16 protein-coding genes and 1 pseudogene are annotated in these 20,054 nt (G+C 63.5%); 5 read left to right on the top strand and 12 right to left on the bottom strand.

Features of this window, described 5'->3' with window-relative positions; translation table 11 throughout:
- Positions 1–102 precede the first annotated feature (102 nt).
- From ispD to XpopCFBP1817_RS00685, 6 genes are all read right to left on the bottom strand, one after another.
- Entirely contained in the window at positions 103–876 is a 774-nt protein-coding gene (gene ispD, locus XpopCFBP1817_RS00715) for a 2-C-methyl-D-erythritol 4-phosphate cytidylyltransferase (RefSeq protein WP_128415552.1), read from the bottom strand.
- Positions 873–1,229 (bottom strand): cell division protein FtsB, encoded by a 357-nt coding sequence (gene ftsB, locus XpopCFBP1817_RS00710; RefSeq protein WP_128415551.1) that lies wholly within the window; start codon positions 1,227–1,229, stop codon positions 873–875. Before ftsB ends, ispD begins: the two co-directional genes overlap by 4 nt.
- Positions 1,230–1,232: 3 nt before the next feature.
- Entirely contained in the window at positions 1,233–2,525 is a 1,293-nt protein-coding gene (gene eno, locus XpopCFBP1817_RS00705) for a phosphopyruvate hydratase (protein ID WP_128415550.1), read from the bottom strand.
- A 205-nt stretch (positions 2,526–2,730) separates the two neighbouring features.
- Positions 2,731–3,561, bottom strand: a complete 831-nt coding sequence (kdsA, locus tag XpopCFBP1817_RS00695) for a 3-deoxy-8-phosphooctulonate synthase (RefSeq protein ID WP_128415548.1) — start codon at positions 3,559–3,561, stop codon at positions 2,731–2,733.
- Positions 3,562–3,718: 157 nt separating this feature from the next.
- Positions 3,719–5,383 (bottom strand): CTP synthase, encoded by a 1,665-nt coding sequence (pyrG, locus tag XpopCFBP1817_RS00690; protein ID WP_128415547.1) that lies wholly within the window; start codon positions 5,381–5,383, stop codon positions 3,719–3,721.
- 175 nt (positions 5,384–5,558) lie between these two features.
- Positions 5,559–5,801 (bottom strand): hypothetical protein, encoded by a 243-nt coding sequence (locus XpopCFBP1817_RS00685; protein ID WP_167393769.1) that lies wholly within the window; start codon positions 5,799–5,801, stop codon positions 5,559–5,561.
- 162 nt (positions 5,802–5,963) lie between these two features.
- Here XpopCFBP1817_RS00685 and parE point away from each other — a divergent pair, with 162 nt between their 5' ends.
- Positions 5,964–7,853: a DNA topoisomerase IV subunit B gene (parE, locus tag XpopCFBP1817_RS00680; protein WP_128415546.1), complete on the top strand. Its 1,890-nt coding sequence runs from the start codon at positions 5,964–5,966 to the stop codon at positions 7,851–7,853.
- Positions 7,854–8,152: 299 nt separating this feature from the next.
- Positions 8,153–9,667, top strand: coding sequence for a S10 family peptidase (locus XpopCFBP1817_RS00675; protein WP_128415545.1), 1,515 nt, complete (start codon positions 8,153–8,155; stop codon positions 9,665–9,667).
- Between the two features lie 231 nt (positions 9,668–9,898).
- On the opposite strand, the gene XpopCFBP1817_RS00670 is transcribed toward XpopCFBP1817_RS00675, so the two are convergent.
- The 3 genes from XpopCFBP1817_RS00670 to XpopCFBP1817_RS00660 form a co-directional block, all read right to left on the bottom strand.
- A complete protein-coding gene (locus tag XpopCFBP1817_RS00670) occupies positions 9,899–10,660 on the bottom strand; it encodes a YdcF family protein (RefSeq protein WP_128415544.1) in 762 nt (253 codons plus the stop codon).
- A 123-nt stretch (positions 10,661–10,783) separates the two neighbouring features.
- A complete protein-coding gene (locus XpopCFBP1817_RS00665) occupies positions 10,784–11,899 on the bottom strand; it encodes an inorganic phosphate transporter (protein WP_128415543.1) in 1,116 nt (371 codons plus the stop codon).
- Positions 11,900–11,908: 9 nt separating this feature from the next.
- Positions 11,909–12,535, bottom strand: coding sequence for a DUF47 domain-containing protein (locus XpopCFBP1817_RS00660; RefSeq protein ID WP_128415542.1), 627 nt, complete (start codon positions 12,533–12,535; stop codon positions 11,909–11,911).
- Between the two features lie 274 nt (positions 12,536–12,809).
- Here XpopCFBP1817_RS00660 and XpopCFBP1817_RS00650 point away from each other — a divergent pair, with 274 nt between their 5' ends.
- Entirely contained in the window at positions 12,810–14,141 is a 1,332-nt protein-coding gene (locus tag XpopCFBP1817_RS00650; protein WP_128415541.1) for a hemolysin family protein, read from the top strand.
- On the top strand, positions 14,125–14,796 hold the full coding sequence (locus XpopCFBP1817_RS00645; RefSeq protein WP_167393768.1) for an exopolysaccharide biosynthesis protein: 672 nt from the start codon (positions 14,125–14,127) through the stop codon (positions 14,794–14,796). Before XpopCFBP1817_RS00650 ends, XpopCFBP1817_RS00645 begins: the two co-directional genes overlap by 17 nt.
- A gap of 33 nt (positions 14,797–14,829) precedes the next feature.
- Here XpopCFBP1817_RS00645 and XpopCFBP1817_RS00640 read toward each other — a convergent pair whose 3' ends face one another.
- A complete protein-coding gene (locus tag XpopCFBP1817_RS00640; protein ID WP_128415540.1) occupies positions 14,830–15,330 on the bottom strand; it encodes a pyridoxamine 5'-phosphate oxidase family protein in 501 nt (166 codons plus the stop codon).
- A 60-nt stretch (positions 15,331–15,390) separates the two neighbouring features.
- Positions 15,391–16,392, bottom strand: a complete 1,002-nt coding sequence (locus tag XpopCFBP1817_RS00635) for an LLM class flavin-dependent oxidoreductase (RefSeq protein ID WP_128415539.1) — start codon at positions 16,390–16,392, stop codon at positions 15,391–15,393.
- Positions 16,393–16,846: 454 nt separating this feature from the next.
- On the opposite strand from XpopCFBP1817_RS00635, the pseudogene XpopCFBP1817_RS00630 reads away from it, so the two are divergent.
- Positions 16,847–18,269: pseudogene (locus XpopCFBP1817_RS00630) on the top strand (MFS transporter).
- A gap of 32 nt (positions 18,270–18,301) precedes the next feature.
- On the opposite strand, the gene XpopCFBP1817_RS00625 reads toward XpopCFBP1817_RS00630, so the two are convergent.
- Positions 18,302–20,026, bottom strand: coding sequence for an ATP-binding cassette domain-containing protein (locus tag XpopCFBP1817_RS00625; protein ID WP_128415538.1), 1,725 nt, complete (start codon positions 20,024–20,026; stop codon positions 18,302–18,304).
- Positions 20,027–20,054 lie beyond the last annotated feature (28 nt).

Below are 20,054 nucleotides of genomic sequence, written 5' to 3'. Positions count from 1 at the left end.
CAGTCGTCTAGGTCGGCATGGACGTTGTAAAGAAACCACAGTGTACGAGTGGCCTACACAGCCGGTTCTGCGCACCGGCCTGGCAATCGTTCGACAGCCGCTCTAAAGCGTGTTGACGTCGTGATTGGCACCAGCAAACACAGCATCGCTGCGTGTGGCCACCGATTCGGCATCCACGGCAACGCCACGTCGTGCGAGTTCGAACTCAAAGCGTGCCAGATCTACGGGCGTGGTCACCTTGAAGTTGTCTTCGGCACCTTCCACCAGCAACGGGCGCAATCCCAGCCGTTCCATCGCCATCGCCTCGTCGGTCACGTCCACACTGGCCGCCGACGCTTCGGTGAGACCACGGATCAGTTGATGGCGACGAAACAGCTGCGGGGTCAGGGCGCGCCATAGCCGCTCGCGCGGTTCGGTGGCATCGATGCCCCCATCGTCGCCAGCACGCTTGAGGGTGTCGCGCACTGGTGCGGCCAGGATGGCGCCGACCGGGTCGCCGCGGCCGATTTCCAGCAGGCGTTCCAGATCGGCCAGCGCCAAGTTGGGACGTGCGGCGTCGTGCACAAGTACAAAGTCATCGGCACGCACGCTCTCGGGCAAGGCCAGCAATCCAGCCAGCACCGATGCGGCGCGGGTCACGCCTCCCACGCAGGTCAACACCGGCTTGGACTGCACCGCCGTCCAGCCCGGCCAGTCGGCATCGTCGGGGGCGAGTGCCACCACGATGCCGGCCACCGCCGGATGCGCGGCAAGCGCCGCCAAGGTGTAGGCCATCAATGGCTGGCCGGCAGCCTGCAGATATTGTTTGGGAATCTGCCCACCAAACCGCGTGCCGCGCCCAGCGGCCGGCACGATCGCCCAGATCGAGCCAGTCATGGCTTTTCCGCCGGTGCGGCAGGCTCGACGGGCTCGGCCGACGGCGCGGCCACTGCGGGCGGCAGCGATGGTGCATCTTCGACCACGCGATAGAACGTCTCGCCCGGTTTGATCATGCCCAGCTCGCTACGCGCGCGTTCTTCGATTGCCGCCTCGCCGTCCTTCAAATCCTTCACCTCTGCTGCCAACGCCTGGTTGCGTTGGCGCAGACCTTCGTTGTCCTGTGCCTGATGCGCGACCTGGGCTTCCAGCATCATCACTTCGCCGGAATTCCCAGGCCCGAACCAGAAGCGGTACTGCAGCCAAGCCAGCAGCACCGCCAGCACCAGCAGTAGCCAGCGCCAGTTGCGCACGACTTATCGCTTGATCGAAACGAACGCGTCGCGGCCGGCGTAACGCGCGCCGGAACCCAGCGCCTGCTCGATGCGCAGCAACTGGTTGTACTTGGCAACGCGGTCGCTACGGCACAGCGAACCGGTCTTGATCTGCGTGGCGGTGGTGGCCACGGCGATGTCGGCGATGGTTGTGTCTTCGGTTTCGCCCGAACGGTGCGAGACGATGGAGGCGTAGTTGGCCGCATGCGCCATCGCGATGGCTTCCAGTGTTTCGGTCAGCGTACCGATCTGGTTGACCTTGATCAGGATCGCGTTGGCGGTGCCCGAGTCGATGCCCTGCTTGAAGATCTTCGGGTTGGTGACGAACAGATCGTCGCCGACCAGCTGCACCCTCTTGCCGACACGGTCGGTCAGCAGCTTCCAGCCGGCCCAGTCGTCTTCAGCCAGGCCGTCTTCGATGCTGATGATCGGGTACTGCGCAACCCAGTCGGCCAGGAAGTCGACGAACTGCTCGCTGGTCAGGCGCTTGTTCTCGCCGACCAGGTTGTATTTGCCGTTGTCGTAGAACTCGCTGGAGGCCACGTCCAGCCCCAGCAGGATGTCTTCGCCGGCGGTGTAGCCGGCCTTGCCGATCGCTTCGAGGATGGTGTCCAGCGCTTCGATATTGCTGCGGAAGTCCGGCGCAAAGCCGCCTTCATCGCCCACTGCCGTGCTCAGGCCGTGGCCCTTGAGCACCGACTTGAGCGCGTGGAAGATTTCGGTTCCGGCACGCAGTGCTTCGGAGAACGAGGTGAAGCCGACTGGCAGCACCATGAATTCCTGAAAGTCGACGTTGTTGTCGGCATGCGCGCCGCCGTTGATGATGTTCATCATCGGCACCGGCAGCGACACATCCGATTCGGTAATGGTGGACAGGTACTGCCACAGCGGCTGCTTGCGCGAGGCGGCGACCGCGTGTGCGGCGGCCAGCGAAACGCCCAGCAGCGCGTTGGCGCCCAGGCGACCCTTGTTCTCGGTGCCGTCCAGATCGATCAGGCGACGGTCCAGACCCTGCTGGTCGGCCGCATCGAAGCCTTTCAGCGTCTCGGCGATGGTGCCGTTGACGTTCTTCACCGCGTGCAGCACGCCCTTGCCCAGGTAGCGGGTCTTGTCGCCATCGCGCAGTTCCACCGCTTCCTTGGTGCCGGTCGAGGCGCCCGAGGGCACGGCAGCGCGGCCAAACGCGCCGTCGTCCAGCGTGACTTCGGCCTCCAGCGTGGGATTGCCGCGGGAGTCGAGGATTTCGCGGGCGAGGATCTTGGCGATAGTGGTCATAGGAACGAGGGGTTACCAGTTAAGGGGGGGGGAAGTACACCGGAAACAAGCTGCAGGATTATCGCCGCGCACCGGCACGTTGCCAAATCGCCTTGAGCGGACCCACGCAAACCGGCACAGCGATGCCTCAGCCCCAGCGCAATCCACCCCCACGGCCACTGCCGCCAGTGGCGGCGCATGTGGAGCGCCGCCACTGGGCTGGAACTCATGCGAAGCGCGCGAAACCGTGCTTCTTGGTCACCGCGTCCAGTTCCATCAGGGTCTCGAGCAGTTCTTCCATGCGGTCCAGCGGCCAGGCGTTGGGGCCGTCCGACAAGGCCTTGGACGGATCCGGATGGGTTTCGGCGAACAGGCCGGAAATGCCCACCGCCACCGCAGCGCGCGCCAGCACCGGCACGAATTCGCGCTGGCCACCGGAACTGCTGCCCTGCCCGCCCGGCAGCTGCACCGAATGGGTGGCATCGAACACCACCGGGCACCCGGTGTCGCGCATCACGCTCAGCGAGCGCATGTCGCTGACTAGATTGTTGTAGCCAAACAAGGCGCCACGCTCGCAGACCATGATCTGCTCGTTGCCGGTCGACTTGGCCTTTTCGACCACCGGCTTCATGTCCCACGGCGCCAGGAACTGGCCCTTCTTGATGTTGACCGGCTTACCGGCGGCGCAGACATTCTTGATGAAATCGGTCTGGCGTACCAGAAAGGCAGGGGTCTGCAGCACGTCGACGACGGCGGCGACTTCGTTCATCGGGGTGTATTCGTGCACGTCGGTGAGCACCGGCACGCCGATCTGCTGCTTGACTGCAGCCAGCACCTTCAGGCCTTCTTCCAGGCCCGGGCCGCGGAAGCTGGTGCCGGAGGTGCGGTTGGCCTTGTCGAAGCTCGACTTGAAGATGAAGTTGATCCCCAGCTTGCCGGTGATCTCCTTGAGCTTGCCGGCCACGTCGAGCTGCAGCTGCATCGATTCGATCACGCAGGGGCCGGCGATCAGGAACAACGGCTGATCCAGGCCAACTTCAAAGTCACACAGTTTCATCAGGTCACCTATTGATTAAAGCCTCACCCAACGGGAGAGGGGTTGGGGTGAGGGTACGGCCAGCACGTAGTAGTTGAAGAACTTGAGTGCATGAGGCTTCGCCCGTACCCTCATACGCCCCTTGAGGGCACCTTCTCCCGGCGGGAGAAGGAACGGCTCACGCACGCGCTTCCTTCAACAACTTCCCGCCCGCCTTCTTCTCGCGCGCGGCGCGCACGAAGCCGATAAACAGCGGGTGCCCATCGCGCGGCGTGGAGAGGAATTCCGGATGCGCCTGGCAGGCCAGGAACCACGGGTGCGTCTCGCGCGGCAGTTCCACCATCTCCACCAGCGTGTCGTCCATCGACTTGCCGGAAATCACCAGGCCGGCGTCTTCCAGTTGGGTGCGGTAGCGGTTGTTGAACTCGTAGCGGTGGCGATGGCGCTCGGCGACCACATCCTTGCCGTACACCTCGCGCGCCAGCGTGCCGGGCTTCAACCGCTGCTCCTGCAGACCCAGCCGCATGGTGCCGCCCAGATCCGACTTTTCGTCGCGCTTTTCGACTTCGCCGGTGGCGGAGCGCCATTCGGTGATCAGGCCGATCACCGGATGCGGCGACTGGCGATCGTTTTCGGTGCTATTGGCCGCATCCAGATGGGCGACGTGGCGGGCATAGTCCACCACCGCGGCCTGCATGCCGTAGCAGATACCGAAGTACGGCACCTTGTGCTCACGCGCGTATTTGCAGGTCTGCACCTTGCCTTCGAAGCCACGGTCGCCGAAACCGCCCGGCACCAGAATGCCATCGATGTCCTGCAGCGCGGCCATGTCGCTGTCTTCCAGATCCTGCGCTTCCAGCCACTTCAAGTTGACCTTGGTGCGCTGACGCAAGCCGCCGTGTCGCAGCGCTTCGGCCACCGACTTGTAGGCGTCCTGGTGATCGACGTACTTGCCGACCACCGCAATGGTGACTTCGTCCAGCGGATGCTTGACCGCATCCACCACGGCCGCCCACTCGGACAGATCGGCCACAGCCACCTTGTCGCGCAGCTTGAACTGATCGATGACCAGCTCGTCCAGCCCCTGGCGGCGCAGTTCCAGCGGCATGCCATACAGCACGTCGATATCCGGACAGCTGATCACCGCGCGCTCGGAAACATTGGTGAACAACGCGATCTTGCGACGTTCCGAATCAGGCACCGCCTGCTCGGAACGGCACAGCAGCACGTCCGGCTGGATGCCGATCGAGCGCAGTTCCTTGACCGAATGCTGGGTCGGCTTGGTTTTCAATTCACCGGCGGCGGCGATGTACGGCACCAGGGTGAGATGCATGAACATGGCTTTTTCGGCACCGCGCTCGGTACGCACCTGGCGGATCGCCTCCAGAAACGGCAGCGACTCGATGTCGCCGACGGTGCCGCCGATCTCGATCAATGCCACATCGAAACCAGCGGTGGCCTCGTCGATGCAACGACGGATCTCGTCGGTGATATGCGGAATCACCTGCACGGTGGCGCCCAGATAATCGCCGCGACGCTCCTTGCGGATCACGTTCTCGTAAATCCGGCCGGTGGTGACGGAGTTTTTGCGGGAAAGACGCGTGCGCACGTAGCGTTCGTAGTGGCCCAGATCCAGGTCGGTCTCGGCACCGTCGTCGGTGACGTAAACCTCGCCATGCTGGAACGGGCTCATCGTGCCTGGATCGACGTTGATGTAAGGGTCCAGTTTCATCATCGTGACCTTCAGGCCACGCGCTTCAAGAATGGACGCAAGCGAAGCCGCCGCAATGCCCTTACCCAACGAGGACACTACGCCGCCTGTCACAAAAATCAGGGGGGTCATGGGGCTTGAAGCCTCCCAGAAATCCCTAGTTTAGCGGGTGACGGGCGAATGCCCAAGGGTTGCGTGACGCGGTTGCGATCACGCAGTGACAACCGTAGGCCGTGTGGGCCGCAAATGCAGACGCCCCAGCCGAAGCCGGGGCGTCTGTGTAACGCGTCGCCACTGTGCAGCGTGATCAGCGCGCGGGCTTCCTCTCTTCCTCTTCCTCGGGCGCGGCAACTTCGCCCTTGGGCTTTTGCGCGGCAGCGGCAGCGCGGCGCTCGGCCTTGCGCTCGGCTTCGGTCTTGGCCTTGGCGTCTTCGGCCTTCTGCGCGGTGGCGCCATGTTCGGTCCGCTGTGGGGCCGTCTGGGCCAGGGCAGGAAGCGCCGCCACTGCGGCCGCACCCAGGGTGAGCATGAGAATGTGCTTGAACTTCATGGTGTCCTCCGGTTTCGGTGACATCCTCAGGTGAGGACGTTTGGTTCCGAATCCAACGCCAGGGTAGCCAGTGCCACCCGGCCGCGCACTGAACGCCTGTCGCGTGCAAAAAGTTGGCTCAGCCCCCACACTTGGGCTTCGTTTCACGTGCCAACGAGATGCATGAACACCCGTTATAACGCCGCCGATATTGAAGTGCTGTCGGGCCTGGACCCGGTCAAACGCCGTCCTGGCATGTACACCGACACTGCGCGCCCGAACCATCTGGCGCAGGAAGTGATCGATAACTCGGTCGACGAGGCGCTGGCCGGTCACGCCAAGCAGGTCGAAGTGACCTTGCTCAAGGATGGCAGCTGCGAGGTGTCCGACGACGGCCGCGGCATGCCGGTGGACCTGCATCCGGAAGAGAAGATTCCCGGTGTGGAGTTGATCCTGACCCGCCTGCATGCCGGCGGCAAATTCAACAACCGCAATTACACCTTCTCCGGCGGTTTGCACGGCGTGGGCGTGAGCGTGGTCAACGCGCTGTCGACCAAGGTCGAGCTGTTCATCAAGCGCGAAGGCAGCGAGCACCGCATGGAGTTTCGCGACGGCATCGCCGCCTCCAAGCTGGAAGTGGTCGGCACCGTGGGCAAGAAGAACACCGGCACGCGGCTGCGTTTCTGGGCCGACCCGAAGTACTTCGACACGCCCAAGTTCAACGTGCGCTCGCTGCGCCATCTGCTGCGCGCCAAGGCGGTGTTGTGCCCCGGGCTGACCGTCAAGTTGCATGACGAGGCCACCGGCGAGCAGGACAGCTGGTACTTCGAAAATGGCCTGCGCGACTATCTGAAAGGCGAAATGGCCGAGCACGAGATGCTGCCGGCCGACCTGTTCGCAGGCAGCCTGAAGAAAGACACCGAGATCGTCGACTGGGCCGCGGCCTGGGTGCCGGAAGGCGAGCTCGTACAGGAAAGCTACGTCAACCTGATTCCGACCGCGCAGCACGGCACCCACGTCAACGGCCTGCGCTCGGGCCTGACCGATGCGCTGCGCGAGTTCTGCGACTTCCGCAATCTGCTGCCGCGCGGGGTCAAGCTGGCGCCGGAAGATGTGTGGGACCGGGTCACCTTCGTGCTCAGCCTGAAGATGACCGACCCGCAGTTCTCCGGGCAGACCAAGGAGCGTTTGTCCTCGCGCCAGGCCGCCGGCTTAATCGAAGGCGCCGCGCACGATGCCTTCAGCCTGTACCTAAACCAGAACGTGGACATCGGCGAGAAGATCGCGCAGATCGCCATCGACCGTGCCAGTGCGCGGTTGAAGACCGAGAAGCAGATCGTCCGCAAGAAGGTCACCCAGGGCCCCGCGCTGCCCGGCAAGCTGGCCGACTGCATCAGCCAGGACCTGTCGCGTACCGAATTGTTCCTGGTCGAAGGCGACTCGGCCGGCGGCTCGGCCAAGCAGGCGCGCGACAAGGATTTTCAGGCGATCCTGCCGCTGCGCGGCAAGATCCTCAACACCTGGGAAGTGGCCTCGGGCAGCGTGCTGGCCTCCGAAGAAGTGCACAACCTGGCGATCGCGATCGGCTGCGACCCGGGCAAGGACGACATCAGCGGGCTGCGCTACGGCAAGGTCACCATCCTGGCCGACGCCGACTCCGATGGTTTGCATATCGCGACCTTGTTGACTGCGCTGTTTCTCAGGCATTTCCCGGCATTGGTGGCCGCCGGCCATGTGTTCGTGGCAATGCCGCCGCTGTTCCGTGTGGACGTGGGCAAGCAGGTGTTCTACGCGCTGGACGAGGAAGAAAAGACCACGCTGCTGGACAAGATCGCGCGCGAGAAGATCAAGGGCCAGGTCAGCGTCACCCGCTTCAAGGGCCTGGGCGAGATGAATCCGCAACAGCTGCGCGAATCGACCATTCACCCGGACACGCGCCGACTGGTGCAGCTCACCATCGACGACGGAGAGCAGACGCGTTCGTTGATGGACATGTTGCTGGCAAAGAAGCGCGCGGGCGATCGCAAGCAGTGGCTTGAGAGCAAGGGCGATTTGGCTTCGCTGGAAGTCTGAAGACACCGGAAGCTTTAAAAGCCCCTCTCCCAGCCGGAGAGGGGACGGGCGAAGCCACTGTGTAATGGATGATGCGAGGCTTCGCCCATCCCCGCATCCGACCCTGCGCGGCGCCTTCTCCCGACGGGACAAGGAAGGGCTATCGGTTTTCTTTTTCGGTCGACGCTTACTTTTCACCGGACCGCATGAACCTTCCTCGCATGCTGCATCGGCCAACACGACACGCATGCCTTTATGCACATCCAGCGGACTCTGCCGTGGCTTAGCATCGTCGCTCCCCCGCACCGACGTCGATGCTCATGCCCTCTTTTCTCCGTGCCGGCCTGCTGGCGTGTGTCCTGCTTAGCGGGACGGCGCTGGCCGCTGCGCCAGATAAGAACGATAGTAAAAACGACGCCCAAAGCGACGCAAAGCACGATGCGGCAGCGTCAAAGCCTGCGCCGTTGCCGGCCGATGCCAGCGTGCGTCAGAGCACGCGTGTGGCCGGGCGCACGCTGAGCTATACCGCGACGGTGGGCACGCTGCCGGTGCGCGATGCGCAAGGCAAGACCACCGGCGAGGTGGTGTTCACCGCCTACACCGTCGATGGCAAGGAGCGTCCGGTGACCTTCGCGTTGAATGGCGTGCCAGGCGCGTCGTCTGTGTATCTGAACATGGGCGCGATCGGGCCCAAGGTGGTGGGTTTTGGCGCAGAAGGCGATAGCGCCTCGGCACCGGCGCCGTTGCGCGACAACCCGGGCACCTGGCTGGACTTCACCGATCTGGTGTTCATCGACCCGGTCGGCACCGGCTTCAGCCGTGCCCTGATCGGCGACGACGAAGCCAAAAAACAGTTCTACAACCCGCAGGCCGACGTGGAATATCTCTCGCGTGTGGTCTACGACTGGCTGCTCAAGAATCGTCGCCTGCAGGCGCGAAAGTATCTGGTGGGCGAAAGTTACGGCGGCTTCCGCGGCCCGCGCATTACCCAGTACCTGCAGACCAGATTAGGCGTGGCGATGAACGGCGTGGTGCTGGTGTCGCCGTATCTCAATCCGACCCTGGACGACAACAGCGATGTCTCGCCACTGGCCTGGATGATGACGCTGCCCTCGATCGCCGCCGCGCATTTGGAACGCCAGGGCCAGCTCAGCGACACGGCGATGCGTCAGGTGATCGATTACACGCGCGGCGACTATGCGGTGGCGCTGATGAAGGGACGCACCGACCCGCAGGCGACTGAAGCGATGCTGCAACAGGTCATCCGCATGACCGGGCTGGATCCGGCCTATGTACGGCGCTCAGGCGGACGTCTGGAGACGCAGGCGTATTTGCGCGAGGTGTTCCGCGACAAGGGCGAATTGGGCAGCCGCTACGATTCCAACGTGACCGCGTTCGACCCGTTCCCCAACGACCCCGAGCAACGCGCCAACGACCCACTGCTGGACAGCATCATCGCGCCGACCACCACGGCAATGGTGGATTTCGTCACTCGCGTGGTCGGCTGGAAGGTCGATGCGCGTTATCAGGCGCTCAACTACGACGTCAACACGCTATGGGACTGGAACGACGAACTGCGCAAGGGTGCGGTGACGCAGCTGCGCCAGTCGGTGGCGATCGACCCGAAACTGCGCGTGCTGATCGCGCATGGCTGGAACGATCTCTCCTGCCCGTTCATGGGTTCGGTGCTGACGGTGGACCAGATGCCGGCGATGGGTAACGACCCCAAGCGCGTGCAGGTGCGCGAGTATCCGGGTGGCCACATGTTCTATAACCGCGCCGACAGCCAGGCGGCGTTCCGCAACGACGTCAAGACGATGTACGAAACACGCTGAGCGCAGCCATCGCCGGCCGCAGACGCGGCTGGCGATGGCTCACGCCAGCTGCGAGCGAGTTTCGCGTGTGGTTGCGGAGCGAACGGGCAGAGCCCTTCAGCCTTACGGCCACCGCGCATGTGTTCGTCGCGCATCTGTCCTTGCCTCTGCCAGATTGGAAGCTGCACCAGGCGCGGTTGCAGCCGCGCATGCCAAGACGCGCGCCGGCTACTCCCAATCCCCCATCCCCACTCACAACGCTCCGGGCTGGGTGGCCTTGACGTTCCAGCCCAACCACTCGTAGACACGGTAGCGCGCGATGCCCAGGTATTCGTGCAAGGCGACATCGGCAACGGTGAAGTTGTAGCTCTGCGGCAACCAGGCCCAGGAGGCGGTCAACCAATCCGAGCGCACCGGCGTGGCCTCGATGCCGAAATGCCGGAAATACAGTTCGGCACGCCGCAGATGGGTGGCCGACGACACCAGCACGACCCGGTCGGCGCGGTATTTGCGCAGCAACGGCTGGCTGAACTGCGCGTTCTGCCAGGTGTTCATGCTGGACGGCTCCATGATCAGATCGGCCTGATCGATGCCCAGCCTGATCAACACCTGCCGATACACCACCTCCTCGGACAAGCCTAGCCCGCGCGCGTCGCCGCCACTGATCTCGATCTTGCAGTCACCGCCATGCGCGCGGCATTGCCGATACAGCCGCGCTGACTCGACGATGCGGCCGTAAGCAAACACGTTCGCTTCGGCGGTGGCATCCGGGCCATCCGGACGCACCGTGCCCGCGCCAAGCAACACGATCATGTTGCGCGAGCGCCAGTCGTTGAAATCGTTGACGCCGGTCTGCTGCAACCCGTGCAGCATCCAGGTTGGCAATGGGCCGCAGCCGATCAGCAGCAGCAACGCCAGCGTTGCCGCCGCCAGCAGCCGTGCGCGACGCAGCCAACGCCGGCGGCCGATCAGCCAGGACAACAAGAACAGCACGCACACCAGCGCAAGCATCATCGGCGCGTTTTCCTCAGGCAGAACGCGTTAGAACATCGGTATCGAACGGGATGACCTGTCATGGAACGACCCGCAAATAGCGCCGCATCATCGCCCACCGAGGTGACCGCAGCGCGACAACGCTCAGGTCCAGCTAAACCAGTCGAAACAGCGCAGGATCAAATACGCCACGCCGCCGGCGGCCGGGATGGTCAGAATCCAGGCCCAGACGATGCGCTCGATCACGCCCAGCCGCAACGAGCGCGGATTCTTGGCAAAGCCCACGCCCATGATGGCGGTGGAAATGCTGTGCGTGGTCGACACCGGCATGCCGAAATGCGCGGCCACGGTGAGCACGGTGGCCGAGCTGGTTTCTGCGGCAAAGCCATGGATGGGATGTAGCTTGACCATCTTGTGGCCGAGCGTCTTGATGATCTTCCAGCCACCCGAGGCGGTACCGGCGGCCATCACCACCGCGCAAGTCAGCACGATCCACATCGGGATACCGTCGCCGGCCGCGATGCCGGTGCCCGGATGCAGGAAGCTCAACCAGCCTGGTAGATCGTCCAGTGCACCGGCCGACTGCGCCCCGATCAGGGTCATGGCAATGGTGCCCATGGTCTTTTGCGCGTCGTTGTGACCGTGCGCATAGCCCATGTAGGCAGCAGAGGCGATCTGCGCCTTGCCGAAGAAGGCGTTGACCCAGCGCGGCCGCGCCAGCCGCCCGATCGGCCCGCCCAGTTTGGCCATGCCGGCGATGATCGCCCACAGCAACAACATCACCACGATCCCGAGCAGGAAGCCGGCAATCGGCGAGGTGATCATCGGCACGAACACCTTCCACAACAGGCCCTTGTTCTTGGCCCAGTTGCCGATGTTCTCAGACCAGATCAACGCGTCCCAGTCGTTATGCGCTGCAGCCAGGCCGGCACCGCATAGGCCACCGATCAAGGCGTGCGAGGACGACGACGGCAGGCCCTTCCACCAAGTGATCAGGTTCCAGATGATGCCGCCCAGCAGCGCGCACAGAATCACCTGCGGGGTGACCTCGACCACGTTGGTGTTGAGCAGGCCGGAGGCAATTGTCAACGCCACCGCGGTGCCGGTGAGCGCGCCGATGAGATTCATGCCGGCTGCCAGCATCACCGCCCAACCCGGCGACAACACCTTGGTGGCGATGGAGTTGGCGGTGTCGTGAAAGCCGTTGATGAACTCGAACACCAGGGCAGCGAAGATCACCACCAGAACTAAGGTAAGCACGCGGCGACCTCAACTGTTCTTCAGCACGATCTGGTACACCACCACCCCTGCCTCGCGGCAACGGTCGATGGCCTTTTCCAGAATCTCGAAGAATTCCTTGAGCAGGAACATCTGCAGCGTGTCCAGGCGACCGGAATAGATGTCGCGATACAGCTCCAGCATCAACCGATCAGCCTCGTTTTCCAGCATGCGCAGCTTGTCGTTGAGCGCAGTCATGCGATCGATATTCATATGCGGAAGGTCGTTGACCATTTCCACCACGACGGCGGCGGCCTGTTCCAGCATCGCCGCGCGCGGCGCGAAGTCGATGTGTTCCAGATGCTTGGTCGCCAGCGAATAGCGGTCGGCGAACTTTTCGATCTGCTTGGGAATCTTGTACAGCGCCGAACCCAGCGCTTCGATGTCTTCGCGCTCGATCGGGGTCATGAAGCTGTCCACCAGCGCCTGGCCGATCTTGTCCAAGGCGGCGCGCTCGCGCAGGCGGGCCAGCTTGAAGGCGTCCAGCGCGGGTTGGCGGTCGGACGTGCGCATCATGGCGTGCAAGGCCTTGGTGCTGTCGTAAGCGGCCTGCGCCCCTTCGTTCAGAAGCGAATAGAACTGCTTGCCGGAACCGAAGATGGTCTGCAACGAGAACATGGGTGGACAACTTCCTGCCGTCGACGGAGAGACGGACGCCAAGCGCGAATTATGACCGTTTCATGACCTGTCAGGGTATCTCGGCGGCGGAAGCGGCCTTCACATCGGCATTTCCCAGCTCAAACCACCCTGCGGTTTGCTAACATGCCACCGCGCCGTCGGGCGCACCCTATGGAAGACGACCACCTACCCCCCCGTTGCCGCCCCGCCTTGTCGCGCGCCGGCCAACCCAGTGCTCGCCCGCCCTCCCCTTCACTGACCGGGGAAGACGCCCGTGGTTGAGTTTTTGATCGTGATCGCGCTGATTTTGTTGAACGGCTTCTTCGCCATGTCGGAGATGTCCCTGATGACCTCGCGCAAGAGCCGCCTGAAGCAGATGGCCGGCTCCAGCAAGCGCGCCGCGCGGGCCCTGGCATTGGCCGAAAGCCCGGAAAACTTTTTGTCCACGGTGCAGATCGGCATTACCTCAATCGGCATTCTGACCGGCCTGTTCGGGGGTGAAGCCATCGGCGAGGCCATTGGCGTCTGGCTGCAGCGGGTGTTCCCTGCGCTGTCGGCCAGCTTCGCGCTGATCGGCGAACCCAAACCCTATTCGGCGGTGATCGGCAGCACGCTGGCGGTGGCCTTGATCACCTTCCTAACGCTGATCTTCGGCGAACTGGTACCCAAGCGGCTGGCGCTGCGCAATTCCGAAGACATTGCCGGCGTGGTGGCGGTGCCGATGGCGTGGCTGGCCAAGATCGCTGCGCCGGGCGTGTGGGTGCTGGCGCGCTCGACCCGGTTGGTGCTGCGCATGTTGGGCATGGGCAAGGACGCATCGGCGTCAGTGACCGAAGAGGAGATCCGCATGCTGGTGGCCGAAAGCCACGAGGCCGGCGTGATCGACGCGCACGAGCGCGACATGATGAATCGCGTGATGCGACTGGGCGACCGCACCGCCGACAGCCTGATGACACCGCGCAACCGCATTGCCTGGCTGGATGCCAATGCCGATGGGGAACGCACTCTGCAGGTGATGCGCGAGCACGAATTTTCGCGCTACCCGGTGTATCGCGGCAGCGACCAGGACATTGCCGGGGTGCTGGAGGTCAAATCGCTGGTCACGCGTATTGATGGACACGGCGCGCACTTGTTCCAGGCACTGCGCGACACCTTGTTCGTGTCCGAATCCACGCATGCGATGAAGCTGCTGGAGATCTTTCGCGAAGAACAGCAGTCGATGGCGCTGGTGGTCGACGAATACGGCGAAATCCGCGGGCTGGTGACCATCAGCGACCTGATGGGCGCGGTGGTCGGCCGTCTGCAGGCGGTGGAAAACACCGACGAAGATGCGCTGGTGATCACGCGCGGCGACGGCTCGCTGTTGATCGACGGTTCGCTGCCGGTGGAAGAATTGCGCGAAGTGCTGGGCGCCGAGCTGCCCGAAGCCGACTACCACACCCTCGCCGGTCTATGCATCTACTACTTCGGGCGCATTCCGCAGGCGGGCGAGTTCTTCGATTGGGCCGGCTGGCGCATCGAGATCGTCGATCTGGATGGGGCGCGTGTGGACAAGCTGCTGCTGAGCCGCATCGGCGATGAGGACAGTGATGACATCGTCGGATAACGGCGCACCGCCATCCGAGGCATCGGTTGATGCGCAGATGCGGTATCGCAACGAAGGCATCCGCAGCTTGCTGGCGACCTTCAGCGAGGGCGACCCGAATCATGTGTTGCGTGTGCGCGAGATCCTGGCCGATCTGCAGCAGAGCGCATTCGGCGTGTTTCTGTTTCTGGCGATCCTGCCGTCCTTCATTCCGATTCCCGGTGTGGCCGGTGGCATCAGCGGGCCGCTGACGGTGCTGATCGGCGTGCAGATGATGTGCTGCCTGCGTAAACCGTGGGTGCCGCGCTTCATCGGCGAGCGCGGGCCGCGACGCAGGACCAGTCAGCGTTTCGTTGCGCGGCTTGCACCGACGCTGCAGCGTTTGGATCGGCTGCTCAAGCCGCGTTTGCACGGCATGCTGGATCGTTTGCCTGCGCAGGTCGTCACCGGCGTGCTGCTGGTGCTGGTCGGTATTTTGCTGACGTTGCCGATCCCGTTCACCAACTACATCTTCGGGCTGATTCTGCTGTTGTTTGCGCTGGCCCTGCTCGAGCGCGATGGCGCATTGCTGCTGGTGGGCTGGGCGGCGGCGCTGGTGTCAGTGGCGGTGTTCGGCGTCACTTCTGACCAGCTGTTGGATCTGGTGCGCGATTGGTGGCCGGTCGCCTGGCGCTGATGCGCGACGAGCGGCACACCTGATCGACCGCCGTTACTTGAGATCGACCACGCGGTTGTCGGACAAGCTACCCGGATCATCGGTCACGGCGGTCATCACAAAATACAGCGCCTTGCCGAGCAGCCCGCTCGGGCCGTCCCAGTACTCGGCCGATTCGGCACGCACATGGATCAGACGCAGACGCGCATCGTCCTTGCCGCCCGGGAAAAATACCTGCATTGTCGGCGACCACAGCTGCTCGATCTTGGCGTGGTCGTTGAGCACGCGTGCGGTGCCAGCCACCGATACATAGCTGTTTTTAGAGGCCGATGCATAGGCCACGTTGAAACGCGGATCTGCGGCGATTTCCGCCACTTTCGGGCTGTCGGCAGCAGTGGCGAACCATAGGTCGCCATCGAATTCCACCTCCTGCGTGCCCAGCGGCCGGCTGACCAACTTGCCGTCTGCCGAGACGGTCGTAAACATCGCAATGTCCACGCCGCGGATCAATTCTGCCAACTGCTTGATGCTCTCGCTGCGTTCCTGAAGTTGCATGCTGGTCTTCCCAATGGAGGTGCACGCATCTGAGCGGATCGCCGCGCAAAGCGACGTGAATCACGCAGTGGTCACGTCCAGCTCGCGGCAGGCGATGGCAGCGATTTCGAACGAGCGTAACCGCGCCGCGTGGTCGTAGATGTTGGCGGTGAACAACAGCTCGTCCGGTGTGTGGCGGTCGATGAACTCGGCCACGCCTTGTGCGATCTGGTCAACATCGCCCAGCACGGTGCAGGCCAAGGCGCGCTCCACGCCGGCACGTTCCTGCGGTTGCCAGAAGGTGTCGATATCGTCGATCGGCGCGGGAATCTTGCCCGGCCTGCCGCGACGCAGGTTCACGAAACTCTGCTGCTGGGTGGTGAACACGCGGCGCGCCTGCGCTTGCGTCTCGGCTGCCACCACATTCAGGGCCAGCATCACGTGCGGCTTGGCCAAGTGCGCGGACGGGCGGAATTCGCGGCGGTAGATCGCGACGGCTTCGTCCATCGCATCGGGCGCGAAGTGCGAGGCAAACGCGAACGACAAGCCCATTGCTGCAGCCAGCCGTGCACTGAACAGGCTGGAGCCCAGCAACCACACCGGCACCTCCAACCCGGCGCCCGGTGCGGCCTGCACCAGTTGCCCCGGCACGGCCGGCGCGAAGTAGCGCAGCAGCTCGGCCACGTCCTGAGGGAAGTGATCGGCACTGTCGAAATAACGGCGCAAGGCGCGCGCGGTGGGCTGGTCGGTGCCGGGGGCGCGGCCCAGGCCCAGGTCGATGCGTTGTGGGTACAGCGACGCTAGCGTGCCGAACTGTTCGGCCACCTGCAGCGGCGCATGGTTGGGCAGCATGATGCCGCCGGCGCCGACGCGGATGGTCTTGGTGCCGCCGGCGACGTGACCAATCAGCACCGCAGTGGCGGCGCTGGCAATGCCCGGCATGTTGTGGTGCTCGGCCAGCCAGTAGCGCTGATAGCCCCAATGCTCGGCGTGCTGAGCCAGATCAAGCATGTTGGCAAAGGCCTGGGTGGTGTCGCTGCCTTCGCAGACCGGCGCCAGATCGAGCACGGAAATGGGCGTCATCGGATGACTCCGGGGTAATGAATGATGTGCAAGAGATGGGGCTGACTGGGCGGCATTGCTACCTGCCGAGGTAGTGCTGAGGGGATTACAGCATTCCAGTGGTCGAACAGCGAGGGGATTTGCGGATGGATTTTTTGCAATCGGCAAGCCTGGCACAACCGAATCAGAGGCTTCCGTTGTGTTGGGATGCAAGGCTTTGCTGGGGCCGCATTCGAGACAAGGGACTTGGTAGTGGCACGGTGATCGGCACAGGGACCCTGACCCCAACCCTCTCCCGGGGGGAGAGGGGATTAACGACGGTGCGCGGCGGCTGTTGTTGCGTTGCGCTAAGTGATTCGTACGCGAATGCATTTGCCTGGCTACGAAGCACTGGTGCTGCGTGATCTAGCTGCTGACTATGATAGAAGCCGCCCTGGCTGCGATAGAAGCCGCCCTGGCTGCCCCTGCACGACGAATGGCTACGACCGCTCCGCTTAACCCTGCTTCCGGCGCTGCACAGATCGCCGCGCGTATCGATCGGCTGCCGGCCAGCGCCACGCTGTGGCGATTGGTTGGCTTGTTGGCGTTGGGTGGGTTTTTCGAGTTGTACGATCTGTTTCAGACCGCCTACATCAGCCCCCGGGCTGATCCGCGATGGCATTTTCGCCAGCGGTGAAGATGGCGTGTTTGGCATGTCCGACCAGGCCGCGTTTGCGGCGGCGACGTTTCTAGGCTTGTTCGTCGGCGCCGCATTGTTGAGTCCGTTTTCCGATCGTTTTGGGCGCCGGCCGGTGTTCACCTTCGCCTTGATCTGGTACACCGCCGCGACCGTGGCGATGGGCCTGCAAAGCACTGCGACCGGCGTCATCGTGCTGCGCTTTGTCGTCGGCATTGGTTTGGGCATCGAGCTGGTCACGATCGACACGTATCTGTCCGAATTGGTGCCACGGCATATGCGCAGCGCCGCGTTCGCCTTTGCGTTCTTCGTGCAGTTTCTGGCAGTGCCGGCGGTGGCGCTGACCGCCTGGATGCTGGTGCCGTATGCACCGTTGGGCGTGAGCGGCTGGCGCTGGGTGGTGTTGCTGAGTGGCGTGTTTGCATTGGCGATCTGGTGGCTGCGCAGCCGTTTGCCGGAATCGGCGCGTTGGTTGGCGGCGCAAGGACGTTATGCCGAAGCGGACGCAGTGCTGACCCAACTGGAAACACGCTGCGAACGCGATCTGGGCGCGCCCTTGGCTGCGCCGGACGTCGTCTCGCCGTTGCCGGCAAGCCAGACGCAGGCATCGCTCCAGGCGCAGGCATCGCTGTTGTGGCGTGCGCCGTATCGCGGGCGCATCGGCATGCTGGTGGTGTTTCATATTTTTCAGGCGATCGGCTTCTTCGGCTTCGGCAATTGGCTGCCGGCACTGATCTCGGCGCAAGGCACCGGTGTGACCAAGAGCCTGGGCTATTCCTTTGCAATCTCGCTGGCCTACCCGTTGGCGCCGCTGCTGTTGCTGCGCTTTGCGCAGCGCTGGGAAAACAAATGGCAGATCACTGCATCAGCTTTGGGCGCAATGCTGTTTGGTGTACTGTTCGCGCTGCAGCATCAGGCGATCGGCATGGTGTTATGCGGGGCGATGATCGCGTTCTGCAATGCCTGGATGAGCTTCGCTTACCACGGCTACCAGGCCGAGCTGTTCCCCACCGGGTTGCGCGCGCGGGCGGTGGGTTTCTGTTATTCCTTCAACCGTCTTTCCACCGCCGTGAGCAGCGTACTGATCGGTTGGTTGCTTGCCCAGGTCGGCAGCCATGGCGTACTGGCATTTATCGTGATCAGCATGTCGATCGTGGCTAGCGTGATTGCGTTGTTCGGACCGCGTACGCGCAATCGTGCGCTGGAAGAAATTGCAGGTTAATCGTGGCGGCGACGCGAATAAGCCAGGTGAGATTACGCGCCTGAGCTTGTAACTGCATCGGCGTGGACAGCTGCCTGCTCAGCAAGCACAATGCCTAATGCGACCGTGCGGTCGGCAACCGCAGCAAGGCTGGTGCGATGCGAAACCACCACCAACACGGTCTGCGGCAAGCGCTGCCGCAGCATGCACAACACCTGATGTTCGGCATACGCATCCAGCGCGCTGGTGGCTTCGTCCAGCACCGCCAAGGTCGGTTTGCGCAACAACACCTGCGCCAACAGCAGGAGCTGCGATTCGCCACCGGAAAGGCGCCCGTCCTGGCCGTTGATTCGCGTCTCTAAACCTTGCCCATCGCGCTGTAAACGTTCGCTCAAACCGACATCGCCCAAAACGTCCCACATGCGTGCATCCGCTGTGCCGGGCAGCGCCCAGTTCAGACAATCGCGCACGGTGCGCTGCCACGGCCGCACGCCTTGGCCGATGTAGGCGCTATGCCTAACCAATGCGCGATACGCGGCAAAATCCAGCCGACGCCCGGCCATATGCGCGGTGAACTGCGATGGCGGCGTCTGCCCGGAGAGCACATCCATCAGACTGCTCTTGCCGATGCCGGACGGCCCGACGACCAGGGTCATTTCGCCCGGCAGCAGAATCATCGGATCAAGATCGAGCCTGGGTAGCGGCGCTGCCAAGCCGATGTGTTGGAGATGCAATGCTGTCGGCAAGGGCGCTGCCGTTTCGGCCGACGCTTGCGTACGCGTCGTACCCAGTTCCACATAGCGCCGCCACAACTGCAGCGCCGGCCAGGCCGAGCGCAGTTGCTGGACGCTTTGCCGCGTGGTGACCAAATACGGCATCAAGCGCCCGAGCAGCAGGCTGACGGTGATCAGTGCGGCACGATCGGCGCCCTGCCAGAGATTGGCCAGCATCAGAATGCCGGCGATTGCGGCCACCGCAGTGAGTTCCAGCACCAGTCTGCTGCCCGCTACCAACTCCTGCTGGTGCGCATAGCCCTGCCCCAGCCGTATGGAAATGCGCTCGTAATGGCAGGTTTCGACGTCTTCGCGCTGAAACGAGCGCACATGCCGCAGGCGACGCGGGAAGTCTTCGCTCAACCAGAACAGCTGCGTCATGTCGGCCACGTAGTCGCGGCTGATGCGTGCCTGCGCATCGCTGCTGGAGATGCGCAGTCCCATCCATGCCAAAGCGAGCAGCAACGGCATCGCCGTCAATAGTGCGGGTGCGATCAGCACGGCAATGCAGATGCTCACCAGCGCAGTGATGCCGGCCACCAACAGTTGCAGCACCGCGCTGAAGCCTTGTGTGGCGATTTCGATGTTGTAGGTGAGTACGTTGGCGATTTCTGCCGAACTGGCGCCCGACAAGGCTGGCAGCGGTGCATCGATCAACGCGGCATGCACGCGCCGCCGTAACCCGATCGCATAGCGACTGGTCAGCCGTGCGGCCAGCCGTGCGCTATGCCATCGCAGTGCGGCAAACACCAGGCTGATGCCTGCAAACAACGCCACTTGCAGCGGCAAACCATCAGGCAATGCCAGCCGATAGCCGGCCAGGCGCACGCTGTGACCGGGTTGCACCAAGGGCACCAGGCACACCGCAACGAGGCTGCCGGCCAATGCAGCCGCCAACGACAACGCGACATAGAGCGCGATGGTTGGCAGGTCAGCAGGCACCAGCGTGCTGACGAAATTGCGCAACGCGGCGCGTATGCGGTCGCGGGAGACGTAGGTCTGCATCTCAGTGACGCAGGTCGTGCAAGACCGG

The organism is Xanthomonas populi, from assembly GCF_002940065.1.
Lineage (GTDB): Bacteria > Pseudomonadota > Gammaproteobacteria > Xanthomonadales > Xanthomonadaceae > Xanthomonas > Xanthomonas populi.
Note: the sequence above shows the minus strand (reverse complement) of the source record. Positions and strands in the feature narration are given on the sequence as shown.